Source organism: Terrabacter sp. C0L_2 (assembly GCF_036352015.1).
GTDB lineage: Bacteria > Actinomycetota > Actinomycetes > Actinomycetales > Dermatophilaceae > Terrabacter > Terrabacter tumescens.
This window is the reverse complement of the sequence record NZ_CP143557.1, coordinates 3,988,794-4,008,610: the sequence shown is the minus strand read 5'-3', so window position 1 is coordinate 4,008,610 and position 19,817 is coordinate 3,988,794. Positions and strand designations below refer to the sequence as shown.

General features: G+C 71.7%; 13 protein-coding genes and 1 pseudogene. 7 read left to right on the top strand and 7 right to left on the bottom strand.

Annotated features, from left to right (window positions below; all coding sequences use genetic code 11):
- The first annotated feature begins 77 nt into the window (after nucleotides 1–77).
- The 6 genes from infB (at nucleotide 78) to U5C87_RS18615 (ending at nucleotide 8,919) form a co-directional block, all read left to right on the top strand.
- Complete coding sequence (infB, locus tag U5C87_RS18640) at nucleotides 78–3,014, top strand: translation initiation factor IF-2 (protein WP_330473972.1); 2,937 nt, start codon at nucleotides 78–80, stop codon at nucleotides 3,012–3,014.
- A gap of 195 nt (nucleotides 3,015–3,209) precedes the next feature.
- Nucleotides 3,210–3,704 carry a 30S ribosome-binding factor RbfA gene (gene rbfA, locus U5C87_RS18635; protein WP_030146577.1) on the top strand — a complete coding sequence of 165 codons (495 nt, stop codon included), beginning with the start codon at nucleotides 3,210–3,212 and terminating at the stop codon, nucleotides 3,702–3,704.
- Nucleotides 3,701–4,651 (top strand): tRNA pseudouridine(55) synthase TruB, encoded by a 951-nt coding sequence (gene truB / locus U5C87_RS18630; protein ID WP_330473971.1) that lies wholly within the window; start codon nucleotides 3,701–3,703, stop codon nucleotides 4,649–4,651. Before rbfA ends, truB begins: the two co-directional genes overlap by 4 nt.
- A gap of 56 nt (nucleotides 4,652–4,707) precedes the next feature.
- Nucleotides 4,708–5,679, top strand: coding sequence for a bifunctional riboflavin kinase/FAD synthetase (locus tag U5C87_RS18625; RefSeq protein WP_188960082.1), 972 nt, complete (start codon nucleotides 4,708–4,710; stop codon nucleotides 5,677–5,679).
- Nucleotides 5,643–6,905: a rod shape-determining protein RodA gene (gene rodA, locus U5C87_RS18620; RefSeq protein WP_330473970.1), complete on the top strand. Its 1,263-nt coding sequence runs from the start codon at nucleotides 5,643–5,645 to the stop codon at nucleotides 6,903–6,905. The genes U5C87_RS18625 and rodA overlap by 37 nt, the downstream gene beginning before the upstream one ends.
- A 160-nt stretch (nucleotides 6,906–7,065) precedes the next feature.
- The gene (locus U5C87_RS18615; protein ID WP_330473969.1) at nucleotides 7,066–8,919 is read left to right on the top strand and encodes an AMP-dependent synthetase/ligase; all 1,854 of its coding nucleotides are present in this window, start codon (nucleotides 7,066–7,068) and stop codon (nucleotides 8,917–8,919) included.
- A gap of 245 nt (nucleotides 8,920–9,164) precedes the next feature.
- On the opposite strand, the gene U5C87_RS18610 is transcribed toward U5C87_RS18615, so the two are convergent.
- On the bottom strand, nucleotides 9,165–10,298 hold the full coding sequence (locus U5C87_RS18610) for an MBL fold metallo-hydrolase (RefSeq protein WP_330473968.1): 1,134 nt from the start codon (nucleotides 10,296–10,298) through the stop codon (nucleotides 9,165–9,167).
- Nucleotides 10,299–10,424: 126 nt separating this feature from the next.
- On the opposite strand from U5C87_RS18610, the gene U5C87_RS18605 reads away from it, so the two are divergent.
- Nucleotides 10,425–12,416 (top strand): TIGR03960 family B12-binding radical SAM protein, encoded by a 1,992-nt coding sequence (locus U5C87_RS18605; protein WP_330473967.1) that lies wholly within the window; start codon nucleotides 10,425–10,427, stop codon nucleotides 12,414–12,416.
- Nucleotides 12,417–12,514: 98 nt separating this feature from the next.
- On the opposite strand, the gene U5C87_RS18600 is transcribed toward U5C87_RS18605, so the two are convergent.
- The 6 genes and pseudogenes from U5C87_RS18600 to U5C87_RS18580 form a co-directional block, all read right to left on the bottom strand.
- On the bottom strand, nucleotides 12,515–14,803 hold the full coding sequence (locus U5C87_RS18600; RefSeq protein ID WP_330473966.1) for a hemagglutinin: 2,289 nt from the start codon (nucleotides 14,801–14,803) through the stop codon (nucleotides 12,515–12,517).
- A 463-nt stretch (nucleotides 14,804–15,266) separates the two neighbouring features.
- Nucleotides 15,267–16,856 (bottom strand): hypothetical protein, encoded by a 1,590-nt coding sequence (locus tag U5C87_RS18595; protein WP_330473965.1) that lies wholly within the window; start codon nucleotides 16,854–16,856, stop codon nucleotides 15,267–15,269.
- 341 nt (nucleotides 16,857–17,197) lie between these two features.
- Nucleotides 17,198–17,731, bottom strand: coding sequence for an NUDIX hydrolase family protein (locus U5C87_RS18590; protein ID WP_030146570.1), 534 nt, complete (start codon nucleotides 17,729–17,731; stop codon nucleotides 17,198–17,200).
- Nucleotides 17,732–17,792: 61 nt separating this feature from the next.
- The gene (locus U5C87_RS18585; RefSeq protein WP_330473964.1) at nucleotides 17,793–18,206 is read right to left on the bottom strand and encodes a M28 family peptidase; all 414 of its coding nucleotides are present in this window, start codon (nucleotides 18,204–18,206) and stop codon (nucleotides 17,793–17,795) included.
- Between the two features lie 80 nt (nucleotides 18,207–18,286).
- Nucleotides 18,287–18,538: pseudogene (locus U5C87_RS22690) on the bottom strand (Zn-dependent exopeptidase M28); the annotation flags it as partial.
- Nucleotides 18,539–18,880: 342 nt separating this feature from the next.
- On the bottom strand, nucleotides 18,881–19,735 hold the full coding sequence (locus U5C87_RS18580; protein WP_330473963.1) for a GNAT family N-acetyltransferase: 855 nt from the start codon (nucleotides 19,733–19,735) through the stop codon (nucleotides 18,881–18,883).
- Nucleotides 19,736–19,817 lie beyond the last annotated feature (82 nt).

Here is a 19,817-nt window from a genome sequence, read left to right as displayed (position 1 = left end):
TCAGCGATGAGCAAGCCCCAGCAATAACCCACGGTTCGGCCACTTCCTGTTCAGGCCGGACCAGGAACAGGAGAGATGTGGCTAAGGTCCGGGTCTACGAGCTCGCCAAGGAGCTCGGAGTCGAGAGCAAGACACTGCTCGCACACTTGAAGAGCCAGGGAGAGTTCGTCCGGTCGGCGTCGTCGACCATCGAGCCCCCCGTCGTCCGCAAGATCATCGAGACCTTCCCCCGGGAAGGCTCGTCAGGCGGCGACAACAAGCCGGCGGCCCCCAAGGCCGCCCCCAAGGGCGCGACTCCGTCCGCCCCCCAGAAGGCTGCTCCGGCAGCCCCCGCGCCGTCGGCCCCTGCGCCGGCTGCCCCCGCCGCAGCAGCGCCGTCGGCCCCCGCGCCGGCCGCTCCCGCGGCACCGGCGGCCCGTGCGGCTGCCCCGGCGCCCGCCAAGGCTGCTCCGGCACCCTCGGCTCCGGCACCCAAGGCTCCCGCCCCAGCGGCTCCGGCCCCGGCTGCTCCCGCAGCCCCGGCGGCGTCCGCTCCCGGTCGGGTGCAGTCCAGCCGTGACGGTGGTCAGCAGACCTCCGGCGTCCCGGCCTCCCCGCGTCCGGCTCCCCGTCCGGGACAGCCGCGACCGGGCAACAACCCGTTCGCCCCGAGCCAGGGCATGGGCCAGACCCGCGCCCCGCGTCCCGGTGGCGACGCCGGCCCGCGTCCGGGCAACAACCCGTTCAGCCCCAGCCAGGGCATGCCGCGTCCGCAGCAGCGTCCCGGCGGCCAGGGCGGTCCCGGTGGACAGCGTCCCGGCGCTCCCGGTGGCGCTCCGCGTCCCGGCGCTGCCGCAGGCGGTCGTCCGGGCGGTGCTCCCGGTGGCGCCCCGCGTCCCGGTGGCCCGCGTCCGAGCCCCGGCATGATGCCGGAGCGCAGCACCGTCGGCCGTCCGGGTCAGCGCCCGGCCGGTGGCCCGGGCCGTGGTGGTCCCGGTGGTGGCGCAGGCCGTGGCGGCTTCGGTGGTGGCCCCGGTGGTGCCCCGGGTCGTCCCGGCGGCTTCGGTGGTCCCCGCGGTGGCGGCGGCGGTCGTGGCTCGACGGCAGGTGCCTTCGGTCGCGGTGGCGGTCGTCCGGTCCGAGGCCGCAAGTCCAAGCGCGCCAAGCGCCAGGAGTTCGAGCAGATGCAGGCGCCGAGCCTGGGTGGCGTCACCGTCCCCCGTGGCGACGGCAAGACGACCATCCGTGTCCGTCGTGGCTCCTCGCTGACCGACTTCGCCGACAAGATCAACGCCAACCCGGCATCGCTCGTCACCGTGCTCTTCCACCTCGGTGAGATGGCCACGGCGACGCAGTCCCTCGACGAGGACACCTTCAAGGTGCTCGGCGCCGAGCTCGGCTACGACATCCAGGTCGTCTCCCCGGAGGAGGAGGAGAAGGAGCTCTTCGACTCCTTCAACATCGACCTCGAGACCGGTATCGAGGGTGAGGACGACGAGGACCTCGAGGCCCGTCCGCCGGTCGTCACCGTCGTCGGCCACGTCGACCACGGCAAGACCCGCCTGCTCGACGCGATCCGCAACGAGGACGTCGTCGCAGGCGAGGCGGGTGGCATCACCCAGCACATCGGTGCCTACCAGGTCCACCGTGAGCACGAGGGCGTCGAGCGCGCGATCACCTTCATCGACACCCCCGGTCACGAGGCCTTCACGGCCATGCGTGCCCGTGGTGCCAAGGTGACCGACATCGCGATCCTCGTCGTGGCTGCGGACGACGGCGTCATGCCGCAGACCATCGAGGCGCTCAACCACATGCAGGCGGCCGACGTGCCGATCGTCGTGGCGGTCAACAAGATCGACGTCGAGGGTGCCAACCCGGCCAAGGTGCGTCAGCAGCTGACCGAGTACAACCTCGTCGCGGAGGAGTACGGCGGCGAGACGATGTTCGTCGACGTCTCGGCCCGCCAGGGTCAGAACATCGACGGTCTCCTCGAGGCGGTCCTCCTCACGGCGGACGCGGCCCTCGACCTCCGGGCCAACCCGGACAAGGAGGCTCGCGGCGTCGCGATCGAGGCCAACCTCGACCGTGGTCGCGGTGCCACGGCGACGGTGCTCGTCCAGACCGGAACGCTGCACGTCGGTGACTCCATCGTCGCCGGCTCGGCCCACGGTCGCGTCCGCGCCATGCTCGACGAGCACGGTCAGAACGTCGACGAGGCGGGCCCGTCCCGCCCGGTCCAGGTGCTCGGTCTCAGCTCGGTGCCGCGCGCCGGTGACACGTTCGTCGTGGCGCCGGACGACCGCACGGCCCGCCAGATCGCCGAGCGGCGTGAGGCAGCCGACCGCCAGGCCGTGCTCGCCAAGTCCCGCAAGCGCATCTCGCTCGAGGACCTCAACGAGGCCCTCGCCGCGGGCAAGGTCGAGACCCTCAACCTCATCCTCAAGGGTGACGTGTCGGGCTCGGTCGAGGCGCTCGAGGACGCGCTGCTCAAGATCGACGTCGGCGACGACGTGGACCTGCGCATCATCGACCGTGGCGTCGGCGCGATCACGATGAACAACATCAACCTCGCGATGGCCTCGAACGCCATCATCATCGGCTACAACGTTCGGGCCGAGGGCCAGAACGCTGACTACGCCGAGCGCGAGGGTGTCGAGATCCGCTACTACTCGGTGATCTACCAGGCCATCGACGAGGTCGAGGCGGCGCTCAAGGGCATGCTCAAGCCGGAGTTCGAGGAGGTCGAGCTCGGCACGGCGGAGATCCGCGAGATCTTCCGTTCGAGCAAGTTCGGCAACATCGCCGGCTCGATCGTGCGCAGCGGCGAGATCAAGCGTGGCTCCAAGGCCCGCATCACCCGCAACGGTGTCGTCGTGTCCGAGAACGTCGAGGTGGCCGGTCTGCGCCGCTTCAAGGACGACGTCACCGAGGTCCGCGACGGCTTCGAGTGCGGTATCAACCTCGGGTCGTACAACGACCTGCAGCTCGGTGACCTCATCGCCACCTACGAGATGCGTGAGAAGCCGCGAGCCTGAGCTCGCGACACGACCGACGGCGCCGGCCCCCACGGGGGTCGGCGCCGTCGCCGTCCGCTCGGCGCCACCCGGCCCGCGGACGCCCCGGGACGCAGCCGGGGAATGTGGGCCGTCCGCGGCCCGCTACTAGGGTGAACACCACGTCGGGCCGGCTCGACCGGTCCGACCGCACGTCACACGAAAGCAGAGGTAGTCATGGCTGACCCCGCCCGCGCCCGCAAGATCGCCGACCGGATCAAGGTCATCGTCGCCGAGTACCTCGAGTTCCGGCTCAAGGACGAACGACTCGGGTTCGTCACCATCACCGACGCCCGGGTCACGGGCGACCTCCAGCAGGCGTCCGTCTTCTACACCGTCTTCGGCAGCAACGAGGACCGCCAGGCCACGGCCGACGTCCTCGAGGCCAACAAGGGCCGCATCCGCTCCGCCGTCGGCAAGGGCATCGGCATCCGCCTGACGCCGTCGATCGAGTTCATCGCCGACGCGCTGCCCGAGGGCGCCGCGCACCTCGAGGACCTCGTGGCCCAGACGCGTGCCCGGGACGAGGAGCTCGCCCGCGCTGCGGCGAACGCCAAGCCCGCGGGCGACGCCGACCCGTACCGCAAGCCGGTCGACCGCTCCGAGGCCGAGGACACCGATGGCGACGACACCGTGGACGCCGAGGTGGACGCGGACGTCGACGCACGATGACCGACCGTTCGGGGGGCCTGCTCGTCGTCGACAAGCCGGCCGGCTGGACGAGCCATGACGTCGTGGCGCGTGCGCGCCGGCTCTGCGGCACCCGCAGGGTCGGCCACGCGGGCACGCTCGACCCCATGGCCACCGGCGTCCTCGTGCTCGGCGTCGACCGGGGCACCAAGCTGCTGACCTTCCTCGTCGGCTGCGACAAGTCGTATGCCGCGACGATCCGTCTCGGCATGGCGACCCTCACCGACGACGCCGAGGGCGAGACGACCGCGGCGCTGGGCGTCGACGACGTGCCGGCTCTCGAGGCGGCGCTGCCCGCCGCCGTCGCAGCGCTCACGGGCGACATCGAGCAGGTGCCGAGCGCCGTCAGCGCGATCAAGGTCAAGGGCGTGCGCAGCTACACCCGTGTGCGACAGGGCGACACGGTCGAGCTGCCTGCGCGTCCGGTGACGGTGAGCCGCTTCGACGTGCTCTCGGTCCGCCCGGCCACGGCGACGCCCGAGGTCGGTCCGGCCATCGACGTCGTCGACGTCGAGGTCGAGGTCGACGTCTCGTCGGGCACCTACGTGCGAGCCCTCGCCCGCGACCTCGGCGCCGCGCTCGGCGTCGGGGGCCATCTGACGGCGCTGCGGCGCACGCGGGTGGGCCGGTTCGGGCTCGAGGACGCCGCGTCGCTCGAGGCACTGACGGCCACGTCGGAGTCCGACGGGCCTGACGGCATACCGCTGCTCCCGATCGCCGAGGCGGCCCGCGCGCAGCTGCCCGTCCACGAGGTCTCGGCCCAGGAGGCCGTCGCGCTCGGCTACGGCCAGCGCATCCCGAGCGTCGTGGCCGGCTCCGACGCCGTGGCCGCGATCGACCCCGACGGACGCCTCGTCGCCGTTCTGGACGAGACCCGGGCCACGGCCCGGGCCAAGGTGGTCTTCGCCGCGTCCGGAGCGGGTGCCTGATGCCCGTACCCGAGCCGTCGGACGGCCGCTCCGGCGTGGCCACTACAGTGGGCGCCGTGCAGCGCTGGTACGGACTCGACGACATCCCGGCCGACCTCGGGGCCACCGTCGTCACCCTCGGCAACTTCGACGGGGTGCACCGCGGGCACCGAGAGGTCCTGACGCGCGTCGTGCGCGAGGCCGCCGACCGTGACGCGCTGCCGGTCGCCGTGACCTTCGAGCCGCACCCCATCGCCGTGCTCTACCCCGACCGTGCGCCGGCGGCCGTCATGTCGCTCGAGCAGCGTCTCGACGCGCTGGAGTCGGTCGGCCTCGCCGCGGTGCTCGTCATCGAGTTCACCCGCGAGTTCGCCCAGCAGACGCCCGAGGAGTTCGTCCGCGGCACGTTCGTCGACGCGCTCGGGGCGTGCGCGGTCGTCGTCGGCAAGGACACCCGCTTCGGGGTGCGCAACTCCGGCGACGTCGACACCCTGCGCGAGCTCGGCGGGGCGCACGGCTTCGAGGTCGTCGCGCTCGACGACATCGGCGAGGGCGCGACCGAGGGCGCCCGCTGGAGCTCGACGCAGCTGCGCGCCGAGCTGCTCGGCGGCAACGTCGACCACGCGGCCCAGATCCTGGGGCGCCCCCACCGCGTCACGGGTGCGGTCGTCCACGGCGACCACCGCGGCCGCGAGCTCGGCTACCCCACGGCGAACCTCTCCCAGGACCACGAGGGCCTCGTGCCCGCCGACGGGGTGTATGCCGGGTGGCTCGTCCGTCTCGACCTCGACGAGAGTGCCCCCGACCGTACGCTCCCGGCCGCGGTGTCGGTCGGGACCAACCCGACCTTCGACGGCCACCAGCGGCGCGTCGAGGCCTACGTCCTCGACCGCACCGACCTCGACCTCTACGGGGAGCGCGTCGCCGTCGAGTTCGTCTCGCACCTGCGGCCCACGTTGCGGTTCGAGTCGATCGACATGCTCGTCGAGCAGATGGCGCAGGACGTGGCGCGGTGTCGCGAGATCCTCTCGGCGATCGTCCCGTCGTAGGGACCCTCCCGCGGCCCGCGCGCGGCGGGTCGCGGACCGGTGCCCGGTGGGCGCCCGGGTCGGGCCGTCGAGCCGGGCCGAGGTGGCAGCAGGTCGACCTCGGTCTGTTCATCGGGGCCCTCGGCCTCTCGGTCGTCGGTGTCGTGCTCGTGTGGTCGGCGACGAGGGCCTCGTCCGGTGGCAGCGCCGCGCTCAAGCAGCTCGTCGCCCTCGCGGTCGGGATCGCGTGCGCGGCCGTCGTCGCACGCCTCGACGTGCGCTCGGTCCGCGCGCTCGCGCCCGTCGTCTACGTGCTGGCCGTCCTGGGCCTCGCCGCCGTCGTGTCCCCGCTGGGGTCGACCGTCAACGGCTCACGGTCGTGGCTCCGGCTGCCCGGTGGCATGACCCTGCAGCCATCGGAGCTGATGAAGGTCGCCCTGGCCGTCGGTCTGGCCATGCTGCTCGCGGAGCGTGCCGAGCGGGGGCTGCGCCAGCGGCACCGCGACGTCGTCCTCGCGTGGGTCGTGGCCGGCATACCGGTGCTCCTCGTCCTGGCCCAGCCCGACCTCGGCTCCGCCCTCGTGCTCGTCGCGATGTCCGTCGTCATCATCGCGGCCGCGGGCGCGCCGTGGCTGTGGACCGTCGCGGTGCTCGTCGCGGGGGCCGGCGCCGTCGCGGCGGCCTTCCTGACCCCGCTGCTCTCGGGCTACCAGCGCAACCGGCTGCGGGCCTTCCTCGACCCCTCCCTCGACCCGCAGGGCATCGGCTACCAGACGCGCCAGGTCCGGGTCGCGATCGGCTCCGGCGGCCTCGGCGGACAGGGCCTGTTCGAGGGCCGGCAGACCCAGGGCGGTTTCATCCCCTTCCAGGAGACCGACTTCGTCTTCTCGGTCGCGGGGGAGGAGCTGGGCTTCCTGGGGGCCGCGGGTCTCGTGGTGCTCATCGGCTTCATCGTCGTGCGCTGCGTCGTCGTCGCGCGCCGGGCCGATGCGTTCGGGCGGCTCGTCGCCATCGGGGTGGCCGTGTGGCTCGGTGTGCAGGCCTTCGAGAACGTCGGGATGAACCTCGGTCTCATGCCGGTGACCGGCCTGCCGCTGCCGTTCGTCTCGAGCGGCGGGTCCTCGCTCATCGCGTCGTGGGTCGCCGTCGGCCTCGTCGGCAACGTGGCGGCGGCGTCCGTGCGGCGCCGCGGTCCGACGGGTCCGGCGGGCGTCCGCGCTGGTGGGCAGGTCCGCCCGACGCGGTAGGGCGGGGGCGGGTCACGGCCGCGGGGTTACCCGGCGGTCACGTTTCGGTGAGGAACGTCGACAATGCGTGACTGGGGAGTCGAATCTTGACATCATCCCGGCATGGCGGGCGCCCGCAGACGCCGATGACGGGCCGGCCCGCAGCGACAAAGGAGTCCACATGCCCCTCCAGGCACTCGCCGAGCGGGACGTCGACCAGAACGTCCTCGACGGCCGCGCTCCCAGCGTGGGCGCGCTCTTCCGCAGCCGGGTCCGCGCCACGCCCGACGCCCCCGCCTACCTCTACTTCGCCGAGGGGTCGAGCGAGCTCACCACCCTGACCTGGGGGCAGACGCACGAGATCGTCGAGCAGTGGGCCGCCGGGCTCATCAGCCTCGGCGTGCAGCTGGAGGACCGGGTCGCCATCGCGTCGACGACGCGCGTCGAGTGGATCCTCGCCGACCTCGCCGTCATCTGCGCCGGTGGCGCGACCACGACCGTCTACCCGACGACGATCGCCGAGGACGTCGCCTACATCCTCGCCGACTCCGGCAGCGGCATCGTCTTCGCCGAGAACGAGGAGCAGGTCGCCAAGCTCCAGCACGTCCGCTCCGAGATCCCCGGCGTGCGGCAGGTCATCGCCCTCACCGGGCCCGGCAGCGACGACGGCTGGGTCATCACGACCGACGAGCTCGCCGAGCGCGGGCGCGAGTGGCTCGCCGCCACCCCAGACATCGTCGACTCGCGCGTCGACCAGCTCGGCCCCGAGTCGCTCGCCGTCGTCATCTACACCTCCGGCACGACGGGCCGCCCCAAGGGGGTGCGGCTCGTGCAGGACAGCGTCGTCTACGAGGGCGCCGTCATCGACGCCATCGGCACGTTCACCAAGGACGACCTCCAGTTCCTCTGGCTCCCGTTGTCCCACGTCTTCGGCAAGATGCTCGTCGCGACAGGCCTGCAGATCGGCTTCCCGACGGCCGTCGACGGCAGGGTCGACAAGATCGTCGACCACATGGCCGTCATCAAGCCCACCTTCATGGCCGGTCCGCCGCGCATCTTCGAGAAGGCCCACGGCCGCATCGCGCTGATGTTCGCGGGGGAGAAGGGCGTCAAGAAGCGCCTCATCGACTGGGCCCTCAAGGTCGGCGGCGAGATGCGCGACGTCCTCGCCCGGGGCGAGCAGCCCTCGTCGGGCCTGCAGCGCCGGCACGCCCTCGCCACGAAGCTCGTGCTGCACAAGGTCCAGGAGCGCTTCGGCGGCCGGGTCCGCTTCATGATCAGCGGATCGGCCCCGCTCAACGCCGACGTCGCGCGCTGGTTCGGCTCCGTCGGCCTGCTCGTCCAGGAGGGCTACGGCCTCACCGAGACCTCGTCGGGCACGACCGTCAACGCCCCCGAGCACGGCTCCTACCAGTACGGCTCGGTCGGCTGGCCGCTCCCGGGCACCGAGGTCCGCATCGCGGAGGAGGACGGCGAGATCCTCGTCAAGGGTCCGGGCGTCATGCGCGGCTACCACAACAACCCCGAGGCGACGGCCGAGGTGCTCACCGAGGACGGCTGGTTCCACACCGGCGACATCGGCCGCATCGACGAGCGCGGCTTCCTCTACGTCACGGACCGCAAGAAGGACGTCTTCAAGACCAGCGGTGGCAAGTACATCGCGCCGGCCGAGATCGAGGCGCGCTTCAAGGGACTGTGCCCGTTCGTCAGCCAGTTCCTGGTGCACGGCGCCGGCCACAACTACGCGACGGCGCTCGTGACCCTCGACCCCGACGCCGTGGCCGGCTGGGCGCCGACGGTGGGCCTGGGCGGCAAGTCCTACGCCGAGGTCGCCACCTCGCCCGAGGCGCACGCGCTCGTCCAGCGCTACGTCGACCAGCTCAACGACGGCCTCAACCGCTGGGAGACGATCAAGAAGTTCACCATCCTCGACCAGGACCTCACGGTCGAGGGCGGCGACCTGACGCCCAGCATGAAGCTGCGCCGCAAGGCCGTGACCGAGAAGCACCGCGCCGAGCTCGACGCGATGTACTGAGTTGTCTGGGCTCGCTTCGCTCGCCCGTGTTCGGCGCGCCTTCACGTCACGCCTTCCCTCCTCGGCTTGCTCGCTTCGCTCGCATCGCTCGTCAGTCCAGGCGTGACGCGCGCCGAACCATCATTTTGGGCTCGCTTCGCTCGCCCGGTCCGGCACGCTCTATCGTCGCGCCTTCCCTCCTCGACTGGCTCGCTGCGCTCGCTTCGCTCGTCAGTCCAGGCGCGACGGCGTGCCGGACGTGGTTGTCAGGGGCGAACTGGGAGGTCCAGGACGATCCCGGCTTCGGCGTGCTCAGGGTCGGGGTAGGTGGCTCGGTGGCCGTGGCGCTCGGTGAGCGCGGGGTCGCCCCACCGCTCGGTGCGCGGCGTGCGGTAGTTGAACCACAGCGTCGGGCCGGCCGGCGCGTCGAGCACGACGCGGGCCAGCGCTGCGTCGTCGGGATGGTGGAAGACGTCGCCGTTCGTTGAGACGAGGTAGTGGCTGGCAGGAGCGGCCGCGACCAGCTGCTTGACGACGTTCGCGCGGCTGGCGTGGTGCGGCAGCTTCAGGGCGTCGACAGGGAGGGTCTGGGCGCCCCGCGCCCGGGCGACACCGTGCAGCCCAGCGGCCAGGACGCTGCCGTAGGCGTCCGCCCCGAGCACGATGCTGGCCCCGCGGTGCTCGACGAGCAGGGCGATGCTGCTGCCGTTGGGCACTGAGGAGTCCTGGGGCGACCGCTCGTCCGCGAGGTGCTGGAGGTCGTCGAGCGGTCCGAGCACGTCGAGCTCCGCACCGCGGTCGCGCTCCTGGCCGTGCAGCGCCTCGCGCAGGCTCGCCGACCACGTGTCTGCGAGCCGGGCGAGGCGACGGGTCGTCGGCGAGAGCACCGTGATCGTGGGCCCGCCCGGCACCGCGACCTCGACGAAGCCGCCGGAGGCGCCGGTCTCGACGGGCCCGCCGCGGAAGGCGGTGTTCCACGGCAGCGTGCGGTCGTGCGAGGGGGCAGCCACGCCGGCGGCCAGGGGGTCGTCGAGGGGCCCGAGCAGTGCGGCGACGAGGCTCTCACCCTGGTCGACGCTCCGCGAACGGCCGGGCGGCCCCTGCGCCAGGTGCGTACGGCCGTTGAACCAGAAGTCGCCGACGTCGGCGGCGAGGTCGCTGGCCAGGAAGGCGAGCATCCCGCCGATGTGGTCGTTGTCGATGTGGGTGACGACCGCGACGTCGATGTGGCGGTCGGCCGGGTCGAGACGGCGCAGCCGCGCCTCGAGCAGCGGCCACGTGTCGGGAGGTCCGCCGTCGACGAGCATCCGCCACGTCGGGCCCCCGGGGCGCGGGCACTCGACGAGCAGGCAGTCGCCCAGCCTCGCGGGCAGCACCTCCACGTGGATCGCCGTCGGCACCTCGCCACCCTTCCGCCCCTGCCTCCCCAGACTAGGACCGGCGCCCACGGCTGTCCGGCCCTTGCAGGCGGGCGCACGGTTCGTCCGCGTTTTCGGTGTCCGCCGGGCCGCACGTACGATGGTCCAATGCCCGGTGAGTCACTGTTCAACGCCCTCGAGCCCCTGCTGGAGCGGGTCAACAAGCCCATCCAGTACGTCGGCGGCGAGCTCAACTCGACGGTCAAGGACTGGAACGTCGGCGGCCACGGCCCCGGCGGCGAGGAGCTGACCACGCGTTGGGCGCTGATGTACCCCGACGCATACGAGGTCGGCGTGCCCAACCAGGGCGTCATGATCCTCTACGAAGTCCTCAACGAGCGTCCCGACGCGCTCGCCGAGCGGACGTATGCCGTGTGGCCCGACATGGAGGCACAGCTGCGCGAGGCGGGCCTGCCGCAGTTCACCGTCGACGGTCACCGCTCGGTGCGCGACTTCGACCTCTTCGGCCTCAGCTTCTCGACCGAGCTCGGCTACACCAACATGCTGACGGCGCTCGACCTCGCCGGCATCCCGCTGCACGCGGTCGACCGTGACGTCGACGACCCGATCGTCATCGCCGGTGGCCACGCCGCCTTCAACCCCGAGCCGATCGCGTCGTTCATCGACGCGGCCATCGTCGGCGACGGCGAGCAGGCCGTGCTGACGGTGACCGACATCGTGGGCGAGTGGAAGGCCCAGGGGCGGCCCGGTGGTCGCCGCGAGGTGCTGCTGCGCCTGGCCCGCACCGGCGGCGTCTACGTGCCGGCGTTCTACGACGTGTCCTACCTGCCCGACGGACGCATCCAGCGCGTCGCGCCGAGCTCGGACGCCCCCGGCGTGCCGTGGCGCGTGTCCAAGCACACCGTCATGGACCTCGACGCCTGGCCCTACCCGAAGCAGCCGCTCGTGCCGCTCGCCGAGTCGGTGCACGAGCGCATGTCGGTCGAGATCTTCCGCGGCTGCACCCGCGGCTGCCGCTTCTGCCAGGCGGGCATGATCACCCGTCCGGTGCGCGAGCGGTCGATCACCGGCATCGGCGAGATGGTCGAGCGCGGCCTGGCCGCGACCGGGTTCGAGGAGGTGGGCCTGCTGTCGCTCAGCTCGGCCGACCACTCCGAGATCGCCGACCTCACCAAGGGCCTCGCCGACCGCTACGAGGGCACCCAGACCGGTCTGTCGCTGCCGTCGACGCGTGTCGACGCCTTCAACATCGACCTCGCCAACGAGCTGACCCGCAACGGTCGCCGGTCGGGCCTGACCTTCGCCCCGGAGGGCGGCTCCGAGCGCATCCGCAAGGTCATCAACAAGATGGTGTCCGAGGAGGACCTCATCAAGACCGTCGCTGCGGCCTACGGTGCCGGCTGGCGCCAGGTCAAGCTCTACTTCATGTGCGGCCTGCCCACCGAGACCGACGAGGACGTGCTCCAGATCGCCGAGCTCGCCAAGCGGGTCATCGAGACCGGCCGCCAGGTCTCGGGTCGGCGCGACATCCGCTGCACCGTGTCGATCGGTGGCTTCGTGCCCAAGCCGCACACGCCCTTCCAGTGGGCCTCGCAGCTCGGCGTCGAGGAGACCGACGCGCGCCTCGCCAAGCTCCGTGACGCGATCCGGGCCGACAAGCGCTACGGCTCGTCCATCGGGTTCCGCTACCACGACGGCCAGCCCGGCATCGTCGAGGGACTGCTCTCGCGCGGTGACCGCCGAGTCGGCAAGGTCATCGAGGCCGTGTGGCGCGACGGTGGCCGCTTCGACGGGTGGAGCGAGCACTTCTCCTACGAGCGCTGGATGCGCTGCGCCGACGAGGCGTTCGCCGATGCCCCGGTCGACCTCGCCTGGTACACCACGCGCGAGCGGGGCGAGTCCGAGGTGCTGCCCTGGGACCACCTCGACTCCGGCCTCGACAAGGACTGGCTGTGGGAGGACTGGCAGGACGCCCTCGACGAGACCGAGGTCGACGACTGCCGCTGGACCCCGTGCTTCGACTGCGGCGTCTGCCCCCAGATGGGCACCGAGATCGAGATCGGCCCCACCGGCAAGACGCTGCTGCCGCTCACCGTTCTGGGCTCCGGCCGCCAGGACCTCCTCGAGCACCAGCACTAGGAGGCGTCCTCACGCGGTCCAGTCCCGGCAGCGTGGACCCGGCCGACGGTGACGTCGGTCGGGTCCAGCCGTGGTCCGGGAAGGGACCGGAGCCCGTGTCAGTTGGTGATCGTCAGGCTCGTCTTCTCACAGTGCGAGCTGCTGCCCACGAGCGAGTCGCTGCTCGTGAAGCTCACGAGCCACGACACGGTGCTCGTCGTCGACACCTTGGTGGTCGAGTTCGTCGTCACCCGGGTTGCCGGTGAGGCGGCGTCCGTGAGCGTGAACGTCTCGGCGCTCCGGAGGACGGAACCGCTCGTCGCGCCGCAGTTGTCGCCGGAGTACAGCGTGAACGACAGCGTGCCGTTGAGGTTCGTCCCACCCGTCGACGTGATGGTCGCCGAGTCGTTCGGCAGCCAGTTCTGGGCCGACGTCGCAGCTGTCGTGTCCTTCACCTGGAAGCACTCACCCGTGCTGGAGTCGCTCGAGCCGGTGTAGTTCGCCGTGTCCGAGGTGTAGACGGCGCGGAAGCACCACGTGCCGACGGCGTTCGCCACGACGGCGTTCGAGTCTGCCGTGGCGGTGTTGCCGGCGCCCGCGGTCAACGGCGAGACGGATCCCGCCGCGGTGCCGCCGCTGCTGCACGTTCCGCCGCCCGCTGCGACCTGGGTCGGGTTGCAGACGAAGAAGGCGACGGTGCCGGTCGGGCTGCCGCCTGCCGCCGTGCCCGTCACGACCGCGTGGTCGGTGACGCTCGTGCCGACGGCCACGGCTGCCGTGATCGGCGTAGAGCCGACACGCGGCGTGGTGACCGTGGTCGTCCCGGCCGGGCCGACCGTGACGTCCTCAGCTCCCACCGAGCAGTCGCCGTTGTGCGAGGCGCCGACGGTGTTCGGCGAGTCGCCGCTGTAGACGGCCTTCCAGTGGTACTTCCCCGCGAGCGTCGGAGTATACGAGGCGCTGTACACGTTCGACGCGGAGCTGTCGCCGCTGACGGTCACCGACTGGTTGGCGGCCGTGACCTGGGTGCCGCAACCGGTGGTGCTCGGACCCCACAGCGTGAACGCGACCGTCCCACCGGCCGGGGTGCGAGCACCCGGAGCGGACGTCTCGATGACGTTCGCGGTCGGCTTCGGGGCCGTGCCGGAGAGGGTGGCGGTGTCGGTCACCGGGCTGCCCAACGTCACTGCGGCGCCGGCTGTGGTGCCCAACGTCGGCGTCACGGGCGTCGCCGTGAAGCACTCGCCCAGACTGCGGTCGCTCGAGCCCGCGATGCCGGAGGCCGAGACGCCGGTGTAGACGGCCTGCCAGCAGTACCGGCCTGCTGCCGTCACCCACGCGCTCGGCGAGACGACCGTGGCGGGGAACGACGCCCCCGTGACGGCCACCGGGCTGCCGATGCTCGTCGCCGTCGAGTCGCACGTGCTCGTCGCGGGCGGGACGTTGCCCGGGCCACCGGCCGAGTTGTTGGCGCGGCACAGGCTGAACTGCACGGTGCCTCCGGGCGTCCCCGAGCCGCCGGCGACCGAGATGAGCGCCGAGTCCTTGACCTGCAGCACGCCGTCCGTGGTGATCGACCTGCTGGCGGTGCCGTAGTCCGACGTGGACCCGCCGCTGACGATCTTGGGCGTCGTCACGGTCGTCGACGTGCAGCCGCCGACCGGCACGGTCGGCTGCAGGATCGTGTCCTTGTAGTCCGCGGTGTCGGAGTTGCCGGTGACGGTGCTGGGGATGACGTTCGCGAACGACCTGCAGGACTGGACGCCGCCGAAGACCGCGTCCGTGAGGTTGAGTGCCGCCTCACCGCGGAAGCCGTCAGAGCTGTACGCAGCGGCGCTCACGGACGCGTCGAGAGGCGATCCGGGCGGGCTGAGCACGAGGTTGGGCGCGGTGCCGGACCACGTGCGGAGGTAGAGGTCGCGGCTGCCGCCCTGTTGGTCCCACAGGATCATGAAGTCGCCGGCCTTGCGGTTGGCCCACGGGTTGCAGGTGTCGATGAGCTGCTGGTCGGTGCTCGACGTGTAGGCGCATGCGGCGGGCGGCGGGTCCTGCATGAACTCGTAGGCGATGAAGCCGCTGCCGCTGTTGCTGTCGCGCTCCCAGGCGAAGTAGAGCCAGTCGTCGCCGCTGCTGTCCTTGGCCGAGTTGGTCCAGCCTTGGCGCAGGTCGACCTGCGCGTTCGGGTTGGTGAGGCCGAGGGTCGGGACGGCGTCGTTGTGGATGACGCCGATCTTCGTGGTGTTCGAGTTGAGCGGTCCGAGCTCCTTGACGGCGCCGAACAGGTCGGGAAGGTTGTTCGCCCCGTCGGCTCCGGGCACGTCGGCCGAGCCGTTGGGGCCGATGGTGAAGGGCGGGGTCGAGCCCGCGAAGGCACTCGGCGCCGCGAGAACCGCCAGCGGTAGAGCCACCGCGGCAAGGGCGGACAGCCAACGAGTGCGGCGGCCCGACGTTCGTGATGATCGCCCTGGTGAGGGCTTCCCCCGAGACACGTTCCATGAAAGATGCATGAGCGTCTCCAGATGTGCAGGCGTTGTCCGGTCCCCGCACCGGTTGGAGAGCAGGGGCCGGCGACGTGCCGGCGGCGAGGTGGCGATAGCCGGGACGGATCAGGGTCCCGGTGCCGCACATCGCTGCACGAGGTCGACCGGTGCTCAACCGTTCACGTTAGGGATGTGCCCTGCGTCACACGGCCGAACCGGGAAAGCCGTCCGGTATGCCGGGGAAGTCCGTGACGAAGTCACAGAAGGTCTGTCTATCTGGTGAAACGTCCGGCGAATCGCACTGGGCTGCAACGTGATCGAACGTTCACTCTCCGACCGTGCACGGAGAAGCCCGGCCGCGATGCGCGCGGCCGGGCCTCCGGTCAGAGGGTCACGGAAGGGTGTTGTTGATCGTCAGCGTCGTCGCCTCCTTGCAGGTGGCGGTGAAGCCGGTCTGGTTGGCGTTGGTGCTGCTGTAGGCGAGCTTCCACGAGTAGCTGCCCGACGCCGTCACGACCACGGTCGTGGCCGGGACGCTGCCGTTGGAGGTGCTGACCGTCTGCGGCGAGGCGCCCGAGACGGGGACGCTCTCGGAGTAGACGCTCGTGCCGGTGCAATCACCGCTGGGGTACAGCGTGAACGTCGCCGACCCCGCGAGGTTGCCGCCGGCCGACGCCGAGATGGTGCCGGAGTCGTTCGGCAGCCACTTCTGGGCCGTGGTGCCGGACGCCGCGACGGGGTTCACGAGGAAGCACTCGCTCGCCCGCGAGTCGGACGAGGACGGGATGCCCTTCGTGGCGTCGCCGGAGTAGACGGCGCGCCAGCAGTAGCGGCCGACGTCAGCGACCGTGTAGCCGGGCGAGACGACGGTGACCGGGTTCGAGGTGTTGGTCGACGGGATGTTGGTCGTCCCGACGGACGCGCCGACGTTCGTCGTGCCGTCGCACAGCGTGGTCGTGCCGAGAGCGAACTTGCAGATCCAGAACGACACGCTGCCGGTCGGGATGACGGTCGACGGGGTCGCCGTGACCTCGGCCGAGTCCTTCACCGTGCTGCCCACGGCCACGCCGGTGGTCGGCACGTTGGTCGTGCCGTCCGCCAGCTTCGGCGTCGTCACGGTGCGCGACGTGCAGTTGGCCAGGTCGATGCCCTCGGGTGAGATGAAGTCCTTGAGCTCGGCGGTGAACGACGAGGAGGACCGGCTCTTGACGAAGATGCTGCCGAAGGCCTTGCACGTGCCTGCCTCGAAGACCCCGGCGGCCGTGAGGTCGATGGTGGCCTCGCCGAAGAGCCCGACGGTCAGGTTGCCGCCTGCGATGGGCTCGGAGACGGTACCGGTGTTGACGGCCCCCTCCGAGTTGGTGCCGTTGAGGTCCTTGTGCTTGCCCCAGCACGGAAGGCTGTTCGAGGCGAAGCAGTCGGCCGTCGTGCCGGTGGCCGAGGTGACCCAGGTGTTGAGCCCGAGCGTCGGCGTGCCGCTGCCACCGAAGTCGTAGGTCACCAGCAGGTCGCCGGCCGTGCGGTTGATGGTCACCGGACCGATCGTCGTGGGCGTCCATCCGGTCGTCGTCTTCTGGTTGACCTCGAAGTCGAGGTTGGCATTGCCGATGTTGACCAGGCGCTCCCAGGCCAGGTACAGCATGATGTCGCCGGTGCCGCCCGAGGCGCCGACCGTGGCCAGCGTCTCGTTGGCGGTGTAGAACCGCGTCAGGTCGTTCTTGTTGGGCGGGATCGACCCGTCGACGACCGTGACGGCGGCGTTGTCCTCCTTGGTGCCCTGCCCGAACGCGTCGTCGGTCTTGTCGGCGAACTTGTCCGTGCCCGTCACGCGGTTGGGCGCGTTCTCCCAGTCGGTGTTGCCGGTGGTGGTGACGACGAGGTTGCCGTCGCCGCCCTCGAAGGTGCTGCCGGTGAGATTCGCCTGGGCCGAGGCGGCCGCCGACAGCGCGAGGACGAGAGAGCCGACGCCGACGAGCGCCACGGCGCGTCTACGGCTTCGGCTGAAGACGTGGTGTCCCCGAGGCGTGCTCCATGAGCTGGTCATTGAAGACCTCCCAGTGCAGAAGTGCCCGACGCCGACCGACGTCGGCTGTGGGCGTGCGCACGGTGGCGGCAGCAGCGGTGGAGAAGAGACCGCACGGCCTCACCCCCGGGTCCCCGAGGAGTGCGCCGTGCATCGCTGGCACGTCCTGACAGAAGACCCTAGGCACGTTTTGGGCCGCACGTAAGGGAACCAGGAAAGGGGTCCCATTTGGGAGATAGGTCAGGCGACTTGTCGGCGGATAGCCTCAAGTAGCAACGGATTTCGTGAAGAGTGTCGACTCAGACCGGGAAACCGACGTGGGCGAGAGCCTGCCTGACGAGGACGCCGTGCGAGCCGGGCATCTCGCCCCGGACCGCGAGCGACGCCGCCTCCTCGGGGGTCACCCACGACAGGTCGAGGGCGTCCTGCTGGGGCCGGCAGTCGCCCGTGACGGCGACGACGAAGGCCAGGGAAACCGCGTGCTGGCGCGGGTCGTGGAAGGGCGTGACTCCGGGGGTCGGGAAGAACTCGGCGACCGTGAACGGCTGCGGCGAGAGCGGGATGCGGGGGAGGGCCATGGGGCCGAGGTCGGACTCGACGTGCCGCACCAGGGCGTCTCGGATGCGCTCGTGGTAGAGCACGCGGCCGCCGACGACCTCCTGACCGATGCCACCGTCGCTGTCCGCCCGCAGCAGCAGCCCGACGTGGGTGACGACGCCGCGGTCGTCGACGCGAACCGGGATCGCGTGGACGTAGAGGATCGGCAGTCGGTCACGGGCGTTGTCGAGGTCCTCGCGGCTCAGCCACGCACCCGTCGTGTCCACTTCGGTCATGACGTCATACTGCCAAACGCGGGACGTGACGCCGGGCCGGGTCCACGAGCGGCGCGTCGGCTCACCGCAGCGAGCGGATCCAGGCCCACAGCACGGCGCCTGACCGGCTCAGCTGTGCGGGGTCGACGACGGACGGCACGTCCCGGGCCGAGTGGTACGCCGGGTAGGGCACGCTGCCGAGGCGCGCCGCTGGGATGCCGAGCTTCTGGAACGACACGTGGTCGCTGGCCTTGTTGGTGCACGCCAGGGTCGCGACCGGGCCGGCCGCGGCGCGGATCGCGTCGGCGAGCGAGGGGTCGGCCCCGGCGACGTGGCACACCGGCACCGCCGCTGCACGTACGCCCACGCGGTCGAGAGCGACCATCCCGCGGATGGCCGAGCGCTCGGCCCCGGTGAGCGAGGCGACGAAGTGCCGCGAGCCGAACGCATACAGCGTGCCGTTGCCGCCGCGCGCCTCCTCCGCCCCGAACGCCACGAACCGCACGGGAGGGCGCCAGGCTGCTGCTGCGTCAGCCGGGCCACCTCGGCCATGACCATGAGCCCCGACGCGTTGTCCTCGGCCCCGGGCGACTGGGGCACGGTGTCGAGGTGCGCGCCGACGACGACGTGCGGCTTCGTCGGGTCGAAGCCCGGCGGGTCGGCGACGACGTCGACCGTCGTGCCAGCAGGGACCCGGACACCCCACGAGACCCCCGCCGGTATGCGGAACGGGACGAGGGTGACCCGGTAGCCGGCGGTGCGCAGGCGGGCCGCGACGAAGGACGCGGCCCGGTCCGACGCCGGGCTCGCCGCGTCCCGGGGTCCCATCGCGGCCAGGGTGCGTATGCCGTCCTGCACCGTCGCGACGTCGAAGCCCTCCGCGCGCGGTGGCGGAGCAGGCGTCGTCGTGCCGCTGGGCGTACGGCTGGGCGATGCCTGGGTCGCAGGCAGGGACGTGGTGGTCGCCGGGGGCGAGGCTGACGTGAGCGTCGAGGCAGGGCGCAGCGACCGGGCGTCGGGCGCGGGGCCGGCCGTCGTGCACGCGGTCAGGCAGAGCGCGACCGCAACGACGGCGGTCGAGGCGCCGCGCCGGGGTCCCACGCGTACGGGCATCACCCACGCTAACCCCGACAGCCCCTCACCGACGGGGTCACGAGCCGTGCGGCCGGGTCAGGCGTCGCCGCGGGTGAGCGTCGTGATGACCTCGACGGGAGGGATGCCTGCGGACTCGTAGAGCCGGACGCCGCTCGTGTTGGACTGTGGGGTCGCGACGCGGACGGCTGCGGCGCCGCTCGCCGCGAGTGCCTGGACGGCAGCCTGCACGACCCGGCGCCCGTGCCCGGCGCCTCGGTGGTCGGCGTGCGTGGCGACGGGCTCGAGCAGGCCGCACCGTCCGGGACCGGCGGACCAGGCCGTAGCGGCGGCCACGGCGGTGCCGTCGGCGTCGCGCGCGACGAGGTCGAGCTCAGGGTGGAAGCCGGGCGCCGCGGCCATTCGGTGCCAGCCCTCCGCGTCGAAGGTCGAACGTGCGAAACCGCTGCGCTGCAGGGCAACCCGCTCGTCGACGTCGTCGCCGGTCGGGCCGACCCCGGTGGCCACGGGCAGCGGCGTGCCGTCGAGGTCGAGGTGGAAGACGACCCATGCCTCGTCGGGACGCCATCCCCTCCCGAGCAGGACCCGGCGGTAGGCAGTGCCCTCCTGGGCATCGGTGCAGGCGTGCTCCGGCAGCAGGCGGGAGATGTCGTCGGCCACGACGGACGCCAGCTCGTCGTCGTCGAGACGGTCCGGCGCGACCCGTGGGCGCGCGACCTGCCCCTCGACGATCGAGACCGCGACCATCCGGCCGGCCTCCCACCACGAGTGGACCGTGCCGTCGACGTGCTCGTCGGGATGGCGCAGGTACCAGCCGAGGTCGCCGGCGTGCAGGCAGTCACCGGCGTAGCCGGCACCGGCCTCCCACGACGCCAGCGCCTCCACCACCTCTGGCAGGTCGGTGCGGGTGTGGCTGCGGTGCTCGACAGGCATCTGCGGAGTGTATGAGCGCCCGTCCGCGCGGCGCCCGGGCTTTTCCGTCACGACGGACATGACGGCATACGACTGCTCGACC

Excerpts from the sequence above, each read along its gene's own strand:
- U5C87_RS18605 (WP_330473967.1), top strand. The coding sequence starts at position 10,425 with ATGCCCGGTGAGTCACTGTTCAACGCCCTCGAGCCCCTGCTGGAGCGG.
- U5C87_RS18615 (WP_330473969.1), top strand. The coding sequence starts at position 7,066 with ATGCCCCTCCAGGCACTCGCCGAGCGGGACGTCGACCAGAACGTCCTC.
- U5C87_RS18590 (WP_030146570.1), bottom strand. The coding sequence starts at position 17,731 with ATGACCGAAGTGGACACGACGGGTGCGTGGCTGAGCCGCGAGGACCTC.
- truB (WP_330473971.1), top strand. The coding sequence starts at position 3,701 with ATGACCGACCGTTCGGGGGGCCTGCTCGTCGTCGACAAGCCGGCCGGC.
- U5C87_RS18580 (WP_330473963.1), bottom strand. The coding sequence starts at position 19,735 with ATGCCTGTCGAGCACCGCAGCCACACCCGCACCGACCTGCCAGAGGTG.
- rbfA (WP_030146577.1), top strand. The coding sequence starts at position 3,210 with ATGGCTGACCCCGCCCGCGCCCGCAAGATCGCCGACCGGATCAAGGTC.